Origin of the sequence: Psychrobacter sp. WY6 (assembly GCF_018448495.1) — a bacterium.
Classification (GTDB): Bacteria; Pseudomonadota; Gammaproteobacteria; order Pseudomonadales; family Moraxellaceae; genus Psychrobacter.
On the sequence record NZ_CP049902.1, the window covers coordinates 2,632,739 to 2,651,702 of the forward strand.

At 43.2% G+C, this 18,964-nt stretch carries 12 protein-coding genes and 4 pseudogenes; 8 read left to right on the forward strand and 8 right to left on the reverse strand.

Translation table 11 applies throughout. The features are described 5' to 3' along the window. The first annotated feature begins 166 nt into the window (after nt 1–166). From G7Y90_RS13105 to G7Y90_RS13135, 7 genes and pseudogenes are all read left to right on the forward strand, one after another. Nucleotides 167–769 (forward strand): TetR/AcrR family transcriptional regulator, encoded by a 603-nt coding sequence (locus tag G7Y90_RS13105; protein ID WP_045446337.1) that lies wholly within the window; start codon nt 167–169, stop codon nt 767–769. 207 nt (nt 770–976) lie between these two features. Beyond that, nucleotides 977–2,197, forward strand: coding sequence for an iron-containing alcohol dehydrogenase (locus tag G7Y90_RS13110; protein WP_250162574.1), 1,221 nt, complete (start codon nt 977–979; stop codon nt 2,195–2,197). Between the two features lie 140 nt (nt 2,198–2,337). Continuing rightward, nucleotides 2,338–3,390: pseudogene (gene curA / locus G7Y90_RS13115) on the forward strand (NADPH-dependent curcumin/dihydrocurcumin reductase). Nucleotides 3,391–3,599: 209 nt separating this feature from the next. After that, nucleotides 3,600–4,319 (forward strand): annotated as a pseudogene (locus G7Y90_RS13120) (type 1 glutamine amidotransferase domain-containing protein). After that, on the forward strand, nt 4,316–4,942 hold the full coding sequence (locus tag G7Y90_RS13125) for a glutathione S-transferase family protein (protein ID WP_250162575.1): 627 nt from the start codon (nt 4,316–4,318) through the stop codon (nt 4,940–4,942). Before G7Y90_RS13120 ends, G7Y90_RS13125 begins: the two are co-directional and overlap by 4 nt. Nucleotides 4,943–5,621: 679 nt before the next feature. Next, nucleotides 5,622–7,058, forward strand: coding sequence for an MFS transporter (locus G7Y90_RS13130; RefSeq protein WP_250162576.1), 1,437 nt, complete (start codon nt 5,622–5,624; stop codon nt 7,056–7,058). 107 nt (nt 7,059–7,165) lie between these two features. Beyond that, nucleotides 7,166–8,461, forward strand: coding sequence for an HlyD family secretion protein (locus G7Y90_RS13135; RefSeq protein WP_250162577.1), 1,296 nt, complete (start codon nt 7,166–7,168; stop codon nt 8,459–8,461). A gap of 673 nt (nt 8,462–9,134) precedes the next feature. Here the strand turns inward: G7Y90_RS13135 and pdxH are convergent. The 5 genes and pseudogenes from pdxH to cysS form a co-directional block, all read right to left on the reverse strand. Further along, nucleotides 9,135–9,778: pseudogene (gene pdxH, locus G7Y90_RS13140) on the reverse strand (pyridoxamine 5'-phosphate oxidase). Nucleotides 9,779–9,815: 37 nt separating this feature from the next. Continuing rightward, the gene (glmM, locus tag G7Y90_RS13145; RefSeq protein WP_250162578.1) at nt 9,816–11,186 is read right to left on the reverse strand and encodes a phosphoglucosamine mutase; all 1,371 of its coding nucleotides are present in this window, start codon (nt 11,184–11,186) and stop codon (nt 9,816–9,818) included. A 213-nt stretch (nt 11,187–11,399) separates the two neighbouring features. Beyond that, nucleotides 11,400–12,871, reverse strand: a pseudogene (gene guaB / locus G7Y90_RS13150) (IMP dehydrogenase). Nucleotides 12,872–13,296: 425 nt separating this feature from the next. Continuing rightward, the gene (locus tag G7Y90_RS13155) at nt 13,297–15,282 is read right to left on the reverse strand and encodes a mechanosensitive ion channel family protein (protein WP_250162579.1); all 1,986 of its coding nucleotides are present in this window, start codon (nt 15,280–15,282) and stop codon (nt 13,297–13,299) included. Between the two features lie 237 nt (nt 15,283–15,519). After that, entirely contained in the window at nt 15,520–16,980 is a 1,461-nt protein-coding gene (gene cysS, locus G7Y90_RS13160) for a cysteine--tRNA ligase (protein ID WP_250162580.1), read from the reverse strand. Between the two features lie 218 nt (nt 16,981–17,198). Between cysS and G7Y90_RS13165 the strand changes: the two genes are divergently transcribed. Then, nucleotides 17,199–17,834: a cob(I)yrinic acid a,c-diamide adenosyltransferase gene (locus G7Y90_RS13165; protein ID WP_250162581.1), complete on the forward strand. Its 636-nt coding sequence runs from the start codon at nt 17,199–17,201 to the stop codon at nt 17,832–17,834. A 129-nt stretch (nt 17,835–17,963) separates the two neighbouring features. Here the strand turns inward: G7Y90_RS13165 and G7Y90_RS13170 are convergent, their stop codons facing one another. Genes G7Y90_RS13170 through G7Y90_RS13180 form a run of 3 tightly spaced genes read right to left on the reverse strand, consistent with a single transcriptional unit; the run spans nt 17,964 to nt 18,896 of the window. Continuing rightward, nucleotides 17,964–18,386 (reverse strand): hypothetical protein, encoded by a 423-nt coding sequence (locus G7Y90_RS13170; protein WP_250162582.1) that lies wholly within the window; start codon nt 18,384–18,386, stop codon nt 17,964–17,966. After that, complete coding sequence (locus G7Y90_RS13175) at nt 18,302–18,628, reverse strand: hypothetical protein (RefSeq protein ID WP_250162583.1); 327 nt, start codon at nt 18,626–18,628, stop codon at nt 18,302–18,304. The genes G7Y90_RS13170 and G7Y90_RS13175 overlap by 85 nt, the downstream gene beginning before the upstream one ends. Continuing rightward, a complete protein-coding gene (locus G7Y90_RS13180) occupies nt 18,606–18,896 on the reverse strand; it encodes a DUF874 domain-containing protein (protein WP_250162584.1) in 291 nt (96 codons plus the stop codon). The genes G7Y90_RS13175 and G7Y90_RS13180 overlap by 23 nt, the downstream gene beginning before the upstream one ends. Nucleotides 18,897–18,964: the final 68 nt, after the last annotated feature.

Sequence of the window (18,964 nt, forward strand, 5' to 3'; positions counted from 1 at the left end):
ACCATATCAACCTTTACAATAAGTAACAACTATAAGCAAAGATAAAAATCTGCATCGACCCATAGAAAGTATCATGAATAATTGTTAATAGCGCGCTAAGTAGCATTATTCGCCATACCTTATCTCTGAAATACATTCATAAAAAATATAGGAGGACATTACCATTATGTCTGCGGCCTCAACCACAATCCCACCAGATACCAAAACGCATCTGTTAGAAACAGGCTATCAACTGATTTCCAAAAAAGGTTTTACTGCCGTCGGTATCAAACAAATACTAGACACAGCTGGTATTCCTAAAGGCTCTTTTTACCATTATTTTGCCTCAAAAGAAGCGTTCGGTGAAGCTATCATCAGTCATTATTTCACTGATTATAAGATACGCTTAGACACCATTGGTCGTCAAAAAGTTAATGCTCAGCAAAAGATTTATGATTACTTTCAAAGCTGGTATGACACCCAGCAAAATGGCTGTGATCATGAGAAGTGCTTGGTGGTTAAGCTCAGCGCTGAGGTTGCAGATCTGTCTGAACCTATGCGCATCACACTGAATGCTGGTTACCAGCAGACCATCAGCTGGCTTGCCGAACAAATCAAAGCAGGCTGGGCGGATGACTCTGTACCACAACCTGACAATATCGCGGCCGAGAGCATGGCAAAACGTTGGTATTTTGCTTGGCTTGGTGCCAGTTTAATCGCCAAGATTAGCCAAACCAATACACCGCTTGCAGAAGTATGGCAGATGACTACTTCTCAATTGGGACGCTAATCTCGTGCGTTAAACGCTTTTTAGCCATTTATACTTCCCTATATCTAAAGCAAAAAATTGAGTTATAAGAGAGTTTTGTAAAAATTACTAGACGACTGGTCTATTTAATGTACAATGCCCACAGTTGCAAAAACGAATGGCTAATTTGCCACTGAGATTTTTGCACCCCATACGCCCAACACAATATTTAATAATTTTAGGAATACTATGAATAACTTCCAATATTACAATCCAGTACGTATCGTCTTTGGTGAAGGTCAAATCAAACAACTGTCAGAATTGGTACCGACTGATGCCCGTGTGCTTATCACTTATGGTGGCGGTTCGGCACAGCGCACAGGTACGCTAGACGAAGTAAAAGAAGCCTTGGCTGCGAGCGGTACACGTACCGTATTCGAATTTGGTGGTATTGAAGCCAATCCAGAATTCACGACTCTTTTAAAAGCAGCAGATATGGTCAATGAACACAATATTGACTTTTTGCTAGCGGTCGGTGGCGGCTCAGTCATTGATGGTAGCAAATTTGTGGCATTGGTATCGTCACTCACTGAAGAAGACGGCTCGACAGTCTCACGCGAACAAGCATGGAACGCATTAACCAGCTATTGCAGAGACATTGATTCTGCCATCGATTTGGGTGCTGTTTTGACGATTCCAGCCACTGGCTCTGAGATGAACTCAGGCGGCGTCATCAATTATAGTGAACGTCAAGCTAAGCTACCATTTGGCAACGCACTTGCCTTCCCTAAGTTCTCAATATTAGATCCAGTCAAAACATTGACATTACCTGAGCGTCAAGTGATGAATGGTGTGGCTGATGCCTTTGTCCATGTCATGGAACAGTACCTAACGTATCCAGTCAATGCAAAAGTGCAAGATGCCTTTGCTGAGAGCTTGCTGAAAATCCTCATTGATGAAGGTCGTATCGTTAAACAAGATCCAGAAAACTTAGAAACTCGTAAGAATATTATGTGGACAGCGACCATGGCACTCAATGGTCTAATCGGTGCAGGCGTACCGCAAGACTGGACGACACATATGATCGGTCATGAGCTAACCTCGTTACACAGCATCGATCATGCTCGCACCCTAACCATTTTATTACCCTCAGTAATGCGCGAGTTGAAAGACAGCAAAAAAGAGAAATTACTTCAATATGCGCATAATGTCTGGAATATTACGCTTGATGATACCCATCAAGACGAAGACGCTGTCATTGAAGCCGCTATTGTCCGTACCGAAAACTTCTTCCGCGACCTTGGCTTGCCCGTCAGTTTAGAAGATGCAGAACTTGATGCGTCAGCTATTGACCCAATTATCAAGCAGATTGAAGCGCACAACATGGTTCAGTTAGGTGAGCACAGCAACAATGATTTAGAAGTGTCACGTCGTATTCTACAACGTGCTATTAGTAGCAAAGCTGCTTAATAAAAACACCACCGTAATAAGAAACACATATTGTTATGCTATTTATAGTAGTTGCTCAGCACTGAGTAACTACTCCATTCACCAGTAAATATTAAAATCAATAGAATCTTAAAATCAATAAATAGAAAAGGAATCTGATAATGAGCTTTGATAAACAACAAAATCAAAAAACAAACCGTCAAATTAAATTGGCAAGCCGTCCAACAGGTGAGCCAAAAGCTGAAAACTTTGACATGGTAACCAGCGATATCCCATCGCCAAATAACAATGAAATGCTGCTGCGTACCGTTTACTTATCATTAGACCCATACATGCGTGGACGTATGAGCGATGCGAAAAGCTATGCTGATCCGCTAGAAGTGGGTGATGTCATGATGGGTGGGTGGAACGGTTGCCCAAGTCGTTGAATCCAATATCGACAAATTTGCTGTGGGTGACTTGGTGGTCTCAAACTCAGGCTGGCAAGACTATAGCGTCAGTGATGGCGAAGGCGTCTTAAAGCTTGACAAAAACATGTCAAATCCCTCTTATGGTTTAGGCGTACTAGGTATGCCAGGCTTTACCGGTTACATGGGTTTGACCGACATCGGTAAGCCGCAAAAAGGGGAAACTTTGGTCGTCGCTGCTGCAACGGGTCCCGTTGGTGCAACGGTAGGTCAAGTTGGCAACCAGTATGGCTTACGTACCGTTGGTGTGGCTGGTGGCAAAGAAAAATGTGACTTTGCTGTCAATGAGCTAGGCTTTGATGTCTGTATTGACCATAAAGCTGATGACTTTGCCGAGCAATTAGAAGCGGCGTGTCCAGATGGCATCGATATCTATTACGAAAACGTCGGTGGCAAAGTATTTGATGCCGTTATGCCATTATTAAATGCTCATGCACGTATCCCAGTCTGTGGTCTAGTCTCGCAATACAACGCCACCGAGCTGCCTGATGGCAAAGATCGTCTAGGCGTATTAATGGGCAACATTCTAAGCCGTCGTCTCACCATTAAAGGGTTTATTATTTTTGAAGAATATGGTGATCACTTCCCAGAATTCTTAAAAACCATGAGCAAATGGGTCGAGTCAGGCGATGTTAAAACCAAAGAATATATCGCTGAAGGCTTAGACGATGCACCAAATGCCTTTGTTCGCATGCTAAATGGCGATAACTTGGTAAAACAGTGGTTAAAGTTTCTGAGGTTGAATAACCGAACCAATGGTTATCAGTTGGTTGAATCGCAAATAACGACTTAACAACATAACTTGCTAAGACAACCACTGAAAATGACCTCTCAACCATGAATACTGTTCTATGAATACCGCTAGCAGTCATTGCAAATACTCATATTGATTAATTAAGCATGACTGCTAACAATCCATGATTTAAAGACAACATTAATAATAAATAAGGACGATTATGAATATTTTAATGGTACTAACCTCACATGAAGTTGGGCGATACTGGCAAAAAAACGGGCTTTTGGCTAGAAGAATTTGCCGCGCCTTATTACGCTTTTATCGATGCGGGCGTCAATGTGACACTTGCTTCTCCTGCTGGCGGGCAGCACCGCTTGATCCGAGCAGCGATACTGAAGACACGCAAACGAAAGATACCAAGCGCTTTAAAGAAGACAGCGATGCTCAAAAGCATCTTGCCAATACTGAAAAACTCGCTGATATGAACGCTGAAGATTTTGATTCAGTTTTATCCAGGCGGTCATGGTCCACTATGGGACTTGGCAGTTGATAAAAATTCGATCAATTTGATGAGACGTTTGTCAAACAAGACAAACCTGTCGCCTTTGTTTGTCATTCTCCAGCCGCTCTTAAAAATGTCAAAATTGACGGTGAGTATTTAGTCAAAGGCAAAACAGTGACTGGCTTTACCAATTCAGAAGAAGACGCCGTTGGTCTAACAGATGTCGTGCCATTCTTAGTAGAAGATGCACTAAAAGCCAATGGTGGTAACTATGAAAAAGCCGCTGATTGGGAGTCATTTGTGGTCGAAGATGGCTTGCTGATTACGGGACAAAACCCAGCGTCATCAGAGGAAGCTGCCAAGCGCTTAATCACTAAGCTGAAGGTTAATATTTTTAACGTTAATATAATAGACCATGCAAAAAGGCCACTATCATGATTCGCTTACATCTCAACCAGTCTCGCTCATTACGTATTTTATGGCTTTTAGAAGAGCTGGGCGTGCCTTATGAGATCATTAGTCATCAACGCGATCCTAATACTCATTTGGCACCAGACAGTTTAAAGGCGGTACATCCACTCGGTAAATCTCCGGTTATCGAGATGGATGGTCAACTTTATGCCGAGTCGGGTGCAATCACTGAGTTATTGATTGAGCGATTTGCGCCAGAGCGCTTACGTCCTACGACTGATAGCGTAGACTATGGACATTATCTGCAATGGATTAACTTTGCTGAAAGCTCGCTCATGTTGCCGTTATTACTGGAGCTATTTACCAAAAAAGCCGGTATCGTCGATAACGAGTTTTTAGATGGTTATATCAGTCAAGAAAAACACAGACTGTTGAGCTATCTAAACGAGGAAGTTGCAGATAAGCCATTTATCGTTGGTCATAAGCTAAGCGGCGCTGACTTTATGCTGTCTTTTGACTTAATCATGCTGGCTAAGCGTGAAGCATTAGATGATTATCCTCATATCAAGCAGTATGCTTTACAACTTGCCAGTCTTGATAGCTATCAGCGCAGCATGCGTTTAGAGGCGAATTATGATCACTCTATTTAGTACCATGGTCTAACTGTTTATCGACTATTTAATGTATAAAAAACAGCTCTTTATAGAGCTGTTTTTTATGGGCAAAAATGACCTGAGTCGTAGCTATGTGACATATAGTCAAGGAATTTTAGAATCGCTACAAGGCGACCGACCGCAGAGAGTACACTGAGTACATCTATGGCGGGTAAAACCGTAGCAGTTTAAAAGTGCTCTGACTATAGCACTGTGTTTCTTATCGTCTATCATTGACAGACAGATGCATTTATCTTTTTAACTTGATTTTCAATGTGTGAGTTATGCGTGATAAATGCTCAACAAAAATTATGATAAAATATTCAAACAGGGTTTAGAATACTTTTTTGGTTTTATCAGTCTACTAAATGACTTTCTGTTAATGGCTTTTTATTAAATGACTTTAAATGTCTTGAGTTTCATGACTATCCGACGAGCGCGATGCTTGTTTAACAACGGCTATACACCATTTTATCCCTCTACGCAGATTATCCATCCATGAGTACTGAATACCAGTTTAAGCCCCATGAACGACCATTCATGCTTGGCTCGCCTGCCACCCCTGATCACCCTGTGCGCCGTAAAATATTTTATTTACTGATTGGTATTTTTTGGCTTAACTGCCAGCTTTCAGAACGGTCTATTGGTCGCGAATCTCACTCAAATCCAAGGTGAAATGGGCTTAACACCAGTAGAAGGTGGCTGGATATCAGTCGCATACAATATGACCAATGCTTGTGTCACGGTGCTGCTGTACAAAATTCGCCAGCAATTTGGCATGTCGTTATTTAGCAAAATCACTTTGTTCTTTTTATTGGCAGCCACCAGTATGCAGTGGTTGGTCAGTAGCAATCTACTCAGTACGACGATTGGGATTAGCATTGAGCCTTATTATTTAGAACTGCTCGCCCGTGGCTTTAGTGGTGTGGTGGCTAGTGCGATGACGGTATTGTCTATTTTTTATTGTCTACAAGGCATGCCAACTGCTCGGCGTATCAGCGGACTGATATTGGGGTTCGGCTTGGTGCAGTTTGGCATTCCACTGTCACGGATTATCTCGCCTTATTTAGCCGTTGATGGTCAGCTTGAAGGTTTATTTTTATTTCAAGTGGGACTATCGCTGATTTGCTTTGGGCTTATTAACATTCTTGAGCTACCACCGGGCAACACCGAAAAGGTCTTTGAAAAACTTGATTTGGTGAGTTTTGGCTTTTTTGCCAGTGGTCTTGCCGCCCTATCCGTATTTTTAGTACAAGGTAGAATTCAATGGTGGACAATGCCTTGGCTTAGCTATCCATTGATCATTGCCGTCGTGACTATCTCGATTGCTTTATGGATTGAGACGCACCGCAAAAACCCAATGCTACAAGTGCGCTGGATGCGTAGCCGCACCATTATTGCCTTTATGATTACTGGTGCCGTCATGCGTATTTTGCTGTCTGAGCAAAGTGTGGGCGCCGCAGGATTATTAGCAAACCTTGGTTATGGTAATGACCAGCTGATTGTTTTTTATGCCATCATCTTGGTGGCTAGCATACTGGCATTAGTGATTAGCATTTTTACCACCAAAGCGACGGATCTGCGCCGACCCGTGATTTTTGCAGTTGCCTTGATTGCGATTGGTGCATGGATAGATACGGGTGTGTCGCTAAACTCTGCCCCTTATATGTTCTATTTCAGTCAGTTTATAATCGCTTTTGCTGCCGTTTACTTTATGGGGCCAATGGTATTTGAAGGTATGTTTCGCGCCATTGCTAACGGACCTGCCTATATTATTAGCTTTTCGGTTATTTTTGGTATTTCACAAACGGTCGGTGGTTTGGCAGGCGCGGCAGGTATTCAAGCATTTACCACCATTCGTACTCAGATACATTATGCCGATATGGTCAGTTCAATGAATACCACTGATCCTGCTACGATGACCCAAATGCTACAGGGTGTGCAACGTCAAGCAACGGTCGCCGCTTATGACGATTTATTCTTTTTGATGGCCGTGGGCGCCACTATCACTGCGCTATATTTATTGATGATTTATTTTTATTACCTTTATCATAAACGCAATCCACTTGGTAAAGAACTTGCCGCATTGGCAGAAATGATGGGCAAAAAATAACAGGTGACAATAATATCGATTTTTTGCTGTTACCTTTTCTTCTTATGCTAATTACTATATTTTAAAAAGTTATCCACTATGTTTACTAATCTCATTAGGAGCGCATCATGAGCGAAGACAAATTAAATGATCTTGATGACCATAATCAAGACACCGCTCAAGATGCCACCCAAAATACTGCTAAAAACAATCAGACATCATCCAAGGCAGCAGCAATAGAGATGCCTCTAAACCAATCAAAAAATGATGATACTGTGATTATACCGAAAACAGAGGACTCGGTAATAACGTCCGTTGCTGATACTGATGAAACGCCAATGCCGCCAAAAGAGCCTATTCCTGACGCTACGGGTTGGTCGCCTAAAAAGAAATCTTACTTTAACCTAGGCTTATTGATTGCACTAATCATTATTGGCGTCCTTTTGATTCTTTATGCGTGGAAGCTACCGCCCTTTACGCCTACGGTTCAGCAGACTAATAATGCCTTTGTAAAAGGTCAAACAACGATTATCAGCCCGCAAGTTTCTGGCTATGTCACAGAAGTGGCAGTGCAAGATTTTGAAAATGTACAAGCAGGTGATTTATTGGTCAAGATAGACGACCGTGCCTTTTTGCAGCAGCTCGAACAAGCACAAGCCAATATCGAAGTCGCTATGACCGACCGCTCAAGCAATGCGCAAGATACGGGTACCAGTCAGGCACAAATCGAAGCACGTAAAGCGGACTTATATAGTGCCAAAGTCAGCGTTGATAGTGCACGCGAAGATGTAAAGCGCTACCAAGGACTTGATGCGATTGGCGCAGTATCCAAAGCAGAAGTTGCTCATGCCCAAGCTCAGCTCGCTCAAGCACAAGCTGGCGTGCAGCAAGCAGAAGCCAATTTACAAGTCGCCCTTGAGGCTAGCAAAAAAACCAGTGGTAGCCGCTCATCACTCGATGCCAATATTAAAAATGCAGAAGCAGTTGCTAAGCAAGCACAGATTAATTTAGACAATACGATTATTACTGCCCCTGAATCAGGACAACTGAGTCAAGTCAGCGTCAAAGCGGGACAATATGTCAGCGCGGGTACACAGCTCATGTATGTGGTGCCAAAAGGCGTGTGGATTATCGCCAACTTTAAAGAAACCCAAGTGGCAAATATGACTGTCGGTGAGCCTGCAACTATTCATGTGGATGCGCTAGGCGGCGTTAAGTTTCGAGGTCATGTCAGCAATATCTCACCAGCGACTGGCAGTGAATTTAGCGCAGGCGCATCAAACCCTGCGACTGGCAACTATATTAAAATCGCTCAGCGTATTCCGGTACGAATAGATTTGGAGCAAGGACAACCTGAGCTTGCTCAGTTGCGCCCCGGTATGTCGGTGTCGGTCGATGTCGACACCCAAAAAAATAAAAAATAAAGGGATATCTGCAACTCGGCCTTTCTCTTATTTAAATGGTAAGACTAGAGCAAGAAAATCTTGATACTATCAATCAATTGTTATGCTGCTTACACCTACAGTCAATTTATGATGAATTTACTATATGAAAGGAACGATAATGCGGCATAAAATAATAGGGTTAAGCACTTTACTAATTTTATCAGGATGCATAAAAAATTATAAGAACACGGAAGTTCAATTAGTCGAATTTAAACGGACATCATCATATTATGAAATAACTTTTTTATCAGACGCTAATTTTTCAATACGTGAATCAACTAGAAATACAGGGAGTTATATACATTGTATCAACGATAAACGAATCTATAGTGATAAATACATTCCTGACTACTCTTCGAATAATTATTTGAGCGGCAATATTCCTAAAAACACCAAACCTACTGCTGACACACTTTCAGATCAATACATCTATAGCATTAAACTTGATTCTTCAGCATACTTAGAGAACGACAAAACTTTATATTGCCGTATATTTACAGGAAACTTCCCAGGAAAGCTAAAAAAGTCGCAAGTACTCGAGCTTATACCATAAAGCTTTTAATAAAATTAGGCGCTGTTGCTGTTTAGAGCAGCAACAGCACCTAGAGAAACTACTCTCTACTCATATCTAAATAATAAGTAGCAAATATGTTTAAGGCAAAAGGCGCTTGGTAGTCCAGCTTTCACCATTGTCTTTAGTATAGACATACGGTCATGCATACGATTGGCACGACCTTGCCAAAACTCAATCTCATGAATGCTAATCTCGTAACCACCCCAAAACGCTGGTGTTGGCACTTGGCTACCTTCTGGATACTGGTTTTGCAGCTCATCAAACTTGGCTTGCATCACCTCACGATCAGCAACTTCACCACTTTGCGGTTGACTGACCCACGCACCCACTTGACTGTCGTGAGGACGCTTTTGAAAGTAAGCAGCTGACTTATTAGCATCGATTTTAGCAATACTGCCACTAATACGTACTTGACGCTCCAGCTCGTGCCAAAAGAATAGCGCTTCGGCATTCGGGTTTTCGGCAATATCTTGACCTTTAGCACTTTCATAATTGGTGTAAAAAACCACACCATTTTCAGTAATCTCACGCATAAGTACGATGCGTACGCTAGGTTTATTATCAGCACCGCACGTCGCCAGACTCATCGCATAAGGCTCTTGAACCTTTTGTGCTATTGCCTCATTCATCCATTCTTTTAGTAGCTCAAATGGAGAGTCTGGGACGGACTGTTGATCAAGCTCACCTTTTTCGTATGACAATCGCTGATCGGTAAAATCCATGCTCATATTCCTTATTTATATAAACTATATTATGACTTTAACCCAATACTGCTTTGATATGGTCAGCCAAATCATTTGCCAATACATCACATTCTATTTCATCATCCGACTCAACCATCACACGTATCATAGGTTCTGTACCTGATTGGCGAATGAGCAGACGACCGCGACCCTCTAAAGTAGCCTGTGCTTTTGCAAAAGCAGCAACCAGCTCTTCATGCTCAAACGGATCTTGCATTTTACTTAAGCGCACATTGACCAGTTTTTGTGGCAATTTTTCAAAGCCTTCGGTCAAATCACTTAGCGCTTTACCACGTGCTTCCATCACCGCAAGCACTTGCAAGCCGGCGATAATGGCATCACCCGTACGACTCTTATCTAAACATAGAATATGACCCGATGGTTCGCCGCCCAGTATCCAGCCATTCGCTTCAAGCTCATGCATCACATAACGATCGCCTACTTTTGCACGCGTAAATTTAATATCTGCCGCTTTGAGCGCCAGCTCTAAGCCCATGTTACTCATCAGCGTACCAACCACACCTTTCGCCTTAGTCTGACCTTGGGTAGCAAGTACGTATAAAATGCCATCGCCGTCGACCAGATTACCAGCCTCATCAACCATCACAATACGATCACCATCACCGTCTAGTGCGATACCGACATCTGCCTCGTGCTCAATCACTGCTTTCTGTAAGCCTTCAGGGTGAGTAGAGCCGCAGTCGGCATTGATATTGATGCCATCAGGCGTATTGTTAATAGCAATCACATTGGCACCCAACTCACGCATGACTCTCGGTGCCACGCTATAGCCTGCACCATTGGCACAATCTACAACGACAGTCAGATGACTCAAGTCGTACTGATAGGGAAAACTGCCTTTACAGAATTCGATATAGCGACCTTTGGCATCATTAATTCGATTGTTTTTCCCCAATTGTGCTGGATCAAGAATAGGCATGATCACGTTATTGTCCGCCTCAGAGGCACTCATAATCGCTTTTAGCTTGTCATTAATAGAGCTTTGCATCTCATCAGTCAGCTTTTTGCCATCACCTGAAAACAGCTTGATACCGTTATCATAGTAAGGGTTGTGCGACGCTGAAATAACCACCCCAGCATCTGCATTAAAACTACGGGTCAAATGCGCAATCGCTGGTGTGGGTAATGGTCCAAGCATATGCACATCAACACCAGCGGCATTAAACCCCGCTTGCAATGCCCCTTCGATAACATAGCCTGACAGCCGCGTATCCTTACCAATGACCACGCTTGGCTTGCGAGCAGGATTGTCATTATTCTCTATCAGCACACATCCCGTCACATAGCCCAACTTTAAAATAAAGTCTGGTGTGATCGGCGACTCACCGAATTTTCCGCGAATACCATCGGTGCCAAAGTAGCTCATTATGTATGCTCCCAAATCTAAGAGTGAAAACCAGACGAATACGCAAACAATAACGTATAAACAGTCTAAGTAGTTATTATTATAATCCGCTTGTGTATTTTACAAAAAAAACAGCCAACAATAACAAGGCATTGTTGGCTGTTTGTATCTTAAGGTCACTGCAGCCCTGCAAAACAGCTATCGTTGACATAATGCAGGATTATAAAACACCTTTTAATTCACACGATAGTTCGGTGCTTCTTTGGTGATTTGTACATCATGGACATGCGACTCTTTCATACCCGCCGATGTCACCTTAATGAATTGCGGATTGGTACGCATATCTTCGATGGTCGCAGAGCCAGTATAACCCATTGATGAGCGCAAACCACCAACCAACTGATTAACAATACCAGCAACTGGACCTTTATAAGGAACTCGGCCTTCGATACCTTCTGGTACTAATTTTTCTACGCCATCTTTAGCATCTTGGAAGTAACGATCTGATGAGCCATTTGAGCCTGACATCGCACCAAGGCTACCCATACCGCGGTAAGCTTTGTAGTAACGACCTTGGAACAGCTCAACTTCACCCGGCGCTTCTTCAGTACCAGCCATCAATGAGCCTACCATGATGCACGAAGCACCAGCGGCGATGGCTTTTGCCATATCACCTGAATAGCGAATACCGCCATCAGCAATCAGTGGAATACTGTCTTTTAATGCGCTAGCGACGTTATCGATGGCTGAGATTTGCGGCACACCGATACCAGCGATGATACGCGTCGTACAGATAGAACCAGGGCCAATACCGACTTTTACCGCATCAGCGCCTGCATCACGTAGTGCAAGTGCAGCATCACCTGTTGCGATGTTGCCACCGATGACTTGTACGTGTGGATAGTGCTTTTTAATCCAAGACACCTTATCAATCACGCCTTTTGAATGACCATGTGCGGTATCAACCACGATGATATCGACGTCAGCAGCGATTAACGCTTCAACACGCGCTTGGGTATCTGCACCAGTACCAACAGCAGCACCAACACGTAGACGACCTTGCTCATCTTTACAAGCATTTGGATTGTTTTCAGCTTTTGCAAAATCATTAACCGTAATCAAACCACGTAAGCGGAAATGATCGTCGATAACAATGACTTTTTCAATGCGGTGTTCATGTAGCAGACGCTTGATGTTTTCATTGCTTTCACCTTCATGTACTGTGACCAACTGATCTTTTGGCGTCATGATTTTGCTGACTGGCAAAGACAGATTGGTTTCAAAGCGCCAATCTCTGTGAGTCACAATACCCACGACATTATCAGTACCTCTTTCTACCACAGGTACGCCTGAGATATTATATCTTGCGTCAGCTGTAGCAGATCACCAATCGTCATCTCTGGATGCACAGTGATCGGATCTACGACCGTACCTGCTTCAAATTTTTTGACGCGACGTACTTGTGTGGCTTGCTTGGCGATATCCATGCTCTTGTGCAAGATACCCATACCGCCTAACTGTGCCATCGTAATGGCCATTTCAGATTCGGTCACGGTATCCATCGCGGCAGAAATCAGCGGTAGATTCAGCGTGATATTTTTGGTCAAACGGGTAGTCAGATCGGCAGTTTTTGGCAAGACTTCAGAATAAGCTGGCAACAATAAAACGTCATCAAAGGTTAAGGCTTCATCGACAATTCGCAACATACAGACCCCTAGTGGTGGTTATTTTGATGGGTGGGATATTTTTGGCATTAAGACAATCAACCAAAATCACCGATATGACTTTATGAAGCTAAAGTCTTAAAATTAAAGACCTCGTATCACAAAGTTTTAGATAATCAGCAATGAACCAGTCGGTGTTTGTGATTAAACAAACAGAGACACTCGAAAATTGCCATTGATTGATGCTAATAAGTTTGCACAAATATAGCGCGCCCCTACTCTTAATCGCTCATTTATCCCTTAAAAATAACGCCATATTATAACAAATAATCAGACAAATCGCATGCTATATTTGTCAGCTTATTTTGCTAGCGCTTGTCTATCAATATCGACATCTGTAAAGCCCAGCTATTTAAAAGCATAGAAAATACACTCAATCGTTGGTTACTGGTCTTGACCCTTCAATATCAAACGTTCAGCAGGCAGATAAGCTTTTGTTTGCTATATAAATTCAACATCTGCTCACGTATCTCACAGGCCAGTGTCCATGCTTCTATAGGACCTACCGCTGAAACAGCGCCGCGCAGGTGAATAATGTTGGCAGTCACCTCAACGACAAACATTTCAGGCTCAGTTTTGTTGTCCCAAAGCTTATTGTCTTTGACCGCCGATATAAATTGCTGGCGAATGGCATCAATATCTGCACCATAATCGACATATAAAAACACAGGACAGGTCTGATGTACTTCTGTATGTGACCAGTTTTCTACCGTTTCGGTGATCAGTTCACGCATCGGCACGATTAATCGACGTTCATCCCATGTTTTGAGTACCGCATACGTATAACGCAGGTCTTCAACGGTACTAAAATTGCCATCCATTATCACACTGTCGCCAATCCGTACCGGCTGGGTCACGGCCACCTGTACCCCAGCAATAATGTTACCCAGTATCGGCTGCGCGGCAATTCCGATGACCACGCCTGCGATACCAGCCGAGGTCAATAGCGTTTTGCCAAGACCTTCCATGTTGGCAAATTCACTGAGACCAATCCAAATACTGCCCAAAATCATGACAAAAATAAAGACGCGGCGAAATATCGATACATAAGTACGGCGACGGCGCTCTTTATCAAAGTGCTCTTCAGCCAGATTTTCAATTTGTAGGCTTTGATAGCGATTAGCAAAAAAGTTAATAACGCGAATGCCAAGCCATAAGGTGCTAAATACTAGCCCAATCCAGATAAGCGGACGAGTCGATGAAGCTACCGCATCCAAATAAGGAAAGCCGCCTGACACTAAAGTAAAGACGAGCAAAAAACTGATGGTAAAAGTCAACGGCACGGTCAGCTTATTAACCAAATCTGCCACGCCATTAGTACTACCAACATAATTGCTGTATTTTTCATCGTCAATATAACGGCTGATGATTTTTTCCGTGCCTTTACTGAGCAACCATCCTACTCCCATGGTCACTAAGAAAAACAGTGCTAATGCCAAAAACTCCCATAGTGCGATACTGAAAATCTTAAGTTTTAACCATCCAGGTAAATAACGCTCAAATTCCGCTGGATGATATTGCTCATAGAGATTGTCGATATTATCAACGGTCTGTGCAGAAAACACCCAAATAGGCGCAGCTTCACCAACCCGTACTCTTTGCAAATAGATGGGGACACGGCGCTCACGATAGTCGATATAGCCTAGCTGAATCGAACGTCTAGGGATACCCATGATACTACTGGTATTGCCAAGTGGCGGCTCGATTAAACCATCTGGGCGATCTGGCAGATCATCAAAAACGTAAAGCTCTTTTTCCGTTAACAAAAAATCCAACCGTTTTGATAGCTCAAGCGCGTGGTTACGCTGAATTTTCTGATCGATTAAATTCATGTTAAGTGCATAAGCAGCCAAGTCGTATTGTTGCTTCATGACCGCTGACTGAAAAAACTCTAAAGTCGCCAGTGGCGTGGTCAAATTTGGCAGCTCAGACAACGGCGGTAAGCCTACATTGAGCTTGTCTAGCAAATAATAACTTTCATTGTATTCACCCGTCAGTCCAGAATCGCCTTGCAAATTACCCGCTTGCTCTACTGCATTGCGCTCGGTAGGATCAAATATTTCTTCTGCAACGCCAGAGATGCTGAGGCTTTCGTCTTTAATTGTATTGATTTTTTGAGTGGCATATTCAGCCAGATTATCGGGCTTGCTGACTGAATTCGATGACGAGCTAGACTGCTCATCCACAGCTTGTTCGCTATCGCTTTGCCTATCACTAGTGCTTGCGGCATTAGCGGGTGCAAACACAGCACTCATGCTGACTATAAAAAAAACCAATAGTAATGACAAGGTACTGGCGCGCATATTCCAACGCTGGGGGTTAGCATAGTGGTCACTGTCGGTATCAATTGCTATACGATGACCGCCAACAATGCTTTTTTTGAGAATATTCATATTTTAAAAGCCATTAATTCACTTGATGTTTGCATCTCTTGAAGTTTGCCTACAAAGCTTGTGCTTACATATATTACATAGCCAATTTAGCTTCATTTATGGTTTGACTGCAATTTATCTTGTTCTTAGCACCATTTTTAGAATGATGACATACCCTAGTTTAGCCTATAAAAAAAGCCAGCTCAAAGCTGACTTAGTTTATAACTATCTATATGGGTGTTCTGTAACATGATTGCCTTAAGCACGGCGCCATGTTGTGCCAGCACGGCTATCTTCAAGCTCAATACCAGCATCTTTTAGCTGCTCACGTATCTCATCAGCACGCGCAAAGTTTTTATTGGTTTTGGCATCCGCACGCTCAATGATTAAACCATCGATAGTGTCATCGGTTAAACCATCATCCGCCTTGTCACCAATCACTGCTTGCAAAAACTGTTGAACTGGCTGCTGCAAAATATTGAGTACCTGTGCCAATGCTTTGAGCTGCTCTGCTAATTGCCATGCAGTGTCTACCTCTTCAGCTTTAATGGCTTTATTAATGTCGCGCGCCAGCCCAAACAGTACACTAATTGCCGTTGAACTATTAAAATCATCGTTCATGGCTTTGATGAAATCTTGTCCGGCACTGCTACTATAAGCATCCTTTATCAGCGTATCACTGACTACGAGCGTCTGCCCTTTTTGTTGTTCGGCCAATTTTAACGCATTATATAATCTGCTTAGGCTATTATGTGCTTCATCCAATGCGTTGTCAGAAAAATTGACTTGGCTGCGATAATGGCTTGATAATAAGAAAAAGCGCACCGTTTCAGGCAGATATTTTGTCATCACGTCACGAATGGTAAAAAAGTTACCCAACGATTTGGACATTTTTTCGCCATCGACATTAATGAAACCGACATGCATCCAGTTACGCGCGTATTCACAGCCAGTCGCGGCTTCAGACTGCGCTATCTCGTTTTCGTGATGCGGAAATTGCAAGTCATGACCACCGCCATGAATATCAAAGGTGCTACCTAAGCACTTAGTCGACATCGCTGAGCATTCGATATGCCAACCTGGACGCCCTTGACCCCATGGTGACGCCCATTGTGGCTCATTAGGTTTTGCCGCCTTCCATAAGACAAAATCAAACGGATTGCGCTTATCATTTTCGACATCGACACGTGAACCTGCTTGCATCTCATCGAGATTGCGCTTAGACAATTTACCATAATCTGCAAAATTATCGACGGCATAGTAGACATCACCATTGTCGCCTGCGTACGCATAGTCACCTGTGACCAAGGTCTCAATCATTTGCTGCATATCATCGATATGATCAGTCGCGCGCGGCTCAGCGTCTGGCATCTCGCAGCCAAGAGCGGTTGCATCTTCGTGCATGGCTTCAATAAAACGCTGCGTTAACGTACCAATCTCTTCGCCGTTTTCGGTGGCACGAGCGATGATCTTGTCATCAATATCGGTGATATTGCGCACATAATTAACGTCATAGCCTAACTGAGCCAACCAGCGCACTACCATGTCAAAACCAACCATCACCCGCGCATGCCCAATATGACAATAATCATAAACGGTCATACCGCACACATACATGCCTACTTGCCCTGATTTGAGTGGTACAAACTGACGTTTTCCGCCAGTCAGTGAGTCATGAATAGCAAGCTGAGACATCGCATCGGCAAGTGGTGTGGTCATGGTTAAAAAGCCTTTTAATATAAATGAAATAGATAAAATAAAAACAAAAATATAATCAATGTTTGGATATTAAACAGTACTGACTATGGTCGCTATAACTGTAAAAATAGCGGCAACATAAAACCTAACCCATTATCTTAGCGAAAACAGCCATAAAATACTACAATGAGCCCGCAACTAACCTCATTCAATCATAAAAAACTGTTAAGGATTTAGATATGGGCAATCGTTTAAGCAAAATATATACGCGTACTGGAGATGACGGTAGCACTGGCATGGCAGATGGCAGCCGCGTCAGCAAAGCAGACAATCTATTTAGCGTAATGGGTGATATCGACGAGCTTAACTCACACATTGGTCTGGTACGTGCTCAGTTACAGCATAATAAAGGGCAATCTATAGAAAAAGAATTTTCTCAAGCGTTAGTCATCATTCAGCATTTATTGTTTAATATCGGTGGTGAGCTGGCTATGCCAGAATATGAAGGCGTCAATGCCACTCACATTACATGGTTAGAACAGCAAATTGATGCGATGAATACGACCTTGCCGCCGCTAAAAGATTTTATCTTGCCCACAGGTTCAGTATTGGTCAGCCAACTACACGTTGCGCGGACGGTCTGTCGCCGTGCTGAGCGCCAAGCAGTGCTATTACAACAAGAGCGACCACAAGCGATTCGCAGTACGGCCGTGAGCTTTATCAATCGCTTATCGGATTGGTTGTTTGTCGCTGCTCGCTTTTGTACAGATCCCAACAAAGTCTCTGAAGTCTTATGGGACAGTCAGGTATTACAAAAATTCGCTGATAAAAATAATTGCGCAGGACTACTTCAGTGGACTAAAACGCTAAAATAACACCCTAGAATCAAGCCCTAGAATAAAATATAAAAAAGCCCGCAACCTTAACACTGCGGGCTTTTTACTGACTAAGCGATACTATTCAGTAACGAAAACATGGTTCGAGAACAGCTTAAATCTTACTAATTAGTAAGTAGCGCTGTCATCTTCAATAATGACCATATCGATACTTTCATCTTTAGGTACTGATTTCGGTACAGCTGGTGTGGCTGGGGTTTTAACCTCAGGAGTGGCTGATGCGCTGCTATCCGTATTACTACTGCTTGGATTGTTAATAGTCGGCGGCGTGGCAGGCTGAGTAGGACGAATCGGCTCAACTGGCTTGACTACTTGAGGCTGACGAACGGGTGCTGACTGACTGTCATCGTTTTGTGCTGCACGGCGTTCAGTGCTACGTTGGGCGCGCTGCTCATCCATCGCTGATTTAAATACAGAACCTGCCATCACATCGGCGACCACAGTAATCAATGCTGGCTGCCCAGCAATACGTGTGCGTACTTGACCGCCTTGAGTACCAACGACATAGGTAAAGGCATCATCAACCAACATGTTATTGTTGATACGAATATTTTTTGCGCTAAGCGTGATTGTAGGCTCGGCAGATTGTTGGCTGCTTGTACTTGACTGGCTTGATACAAATCTTCGCTTGGCAACGTCATGCTCACACTTGCCTGACAAGTCGTCATACCATTGTCATTGGCTGCTTGTAAAACTGCAGCATTTTGTACATCAATCACAATGCCGTTGGTTTTATTAGTGATAGCGCCGCTAGCGAGACTGATCTGCATCATTTGCGTAGTTGGCAGCCAGCGTTTGTGCTTGTTGATTGAGCGTGTTTTTTAGAGCCGTTTTGAGACGATCTTGTACCATTGGGTCATCACAGCTCACCGCAGTAGCTGCGGTGTTTTCAGTAGACGCAGACTCTTGCTCTGTGAGCTCTGCCGTCTCGGTGGTATCTTCCTTCTCTGAGCGATCACAGCCAGCAAGCGCTAAACCACATACCATGCCAATACCAGCCACTTTATACCACTTGCTCACGTTTTTATTTGCTACGCTCATATTTCTTTTGCTCCCAATTTACTAATACGTACCGCCACTGATGGACAGTGATTGATGTTCAAACCGCA

Bases quoted from the DNA above. Each gene is read 5' to 3' on its own strand.
- G7Y90_RS13105 (WP_045446337.1), top strand. From the start codon at position 167: ATGTCTGCGGCCTCAACCACAATCCCACCAGATACCAAAACGCATCTG.
- G7Y90_RS13110 (WP_250162574.1), top strand. From the start codon at position 977: ATGAATAACTTCCAATATTACAATCCAGTACGTATCGTCTTTGGTGAA.
- G7Y90_RS13125 (WP_250162575.1), top strand. From the start codon at position 4,316: ATGATTCGCTTACATCTCAACCAGTCTCGCTCATTACGTATTTTATGG.
- G7Y90_RS13130 (WP_250162576.1), top strand. From the start codon at position 5,622: ATGGGCTTAACACCAGTAGAAGGTGGCTGGATATCAGTCGCATACAAT.
- G7Y90_RS13135 (WP_250162577.1), top strand. From the start codon at position 7,166: ATGAGCGAAGACAAATTAAATGATCTTGATGACCATAATCAAGACACC.
- glmM (WP_250162578.1), bottom strand. From the start codon at position 11,186: ATGAGCTACTTTGGCACCGATGGTATTCGCGGAAAATTCGGTGAGTCG.
- G7Y90_RS13155 (WP_250162579.1), bottom strand. From the start codon at position 15,282: ATGAATATTCTCAAAAAAAGCATTGTTGGCGGTCATCGTATAGCAATT.
- cysS (WP_250162580.1), bottom strand. From the start codon at position 16,980: ATGACCACACCACTTGCCGATGCGATGTCTCAGCTTGCTATTCATGAC.
- G7Y90_RS13165 (WP_250162581.1), top strand. From the start codon at position 17,199: ATGGGCAATCGTTTAAGCAAAATATATACGCGTACTGGAGATGACGGT.
- G7Y90_RS13170 (WP_250162582.1), bottom strand. From the start codon at position 18,386: ATGTTGGTTGATGATGCCTTTACCTATGTCGTTGGTACTCAAGGCGGT.
- G7Y90_RS13175 (WP_250162583.1), bottom strand. From the start codon at position 18,628: ATGATGCAGATCAGTCTCGCTAGCGGCGCTATCACTAATAAAACCAAC.
- G7Y90_RS13180 (WP_250162584.1), bottom strand. From the start codon at position 18,896: ATGAGCGTAGCAAATAAAAACGTGAGCAAGTGGTATAAAGTGGCTGGT.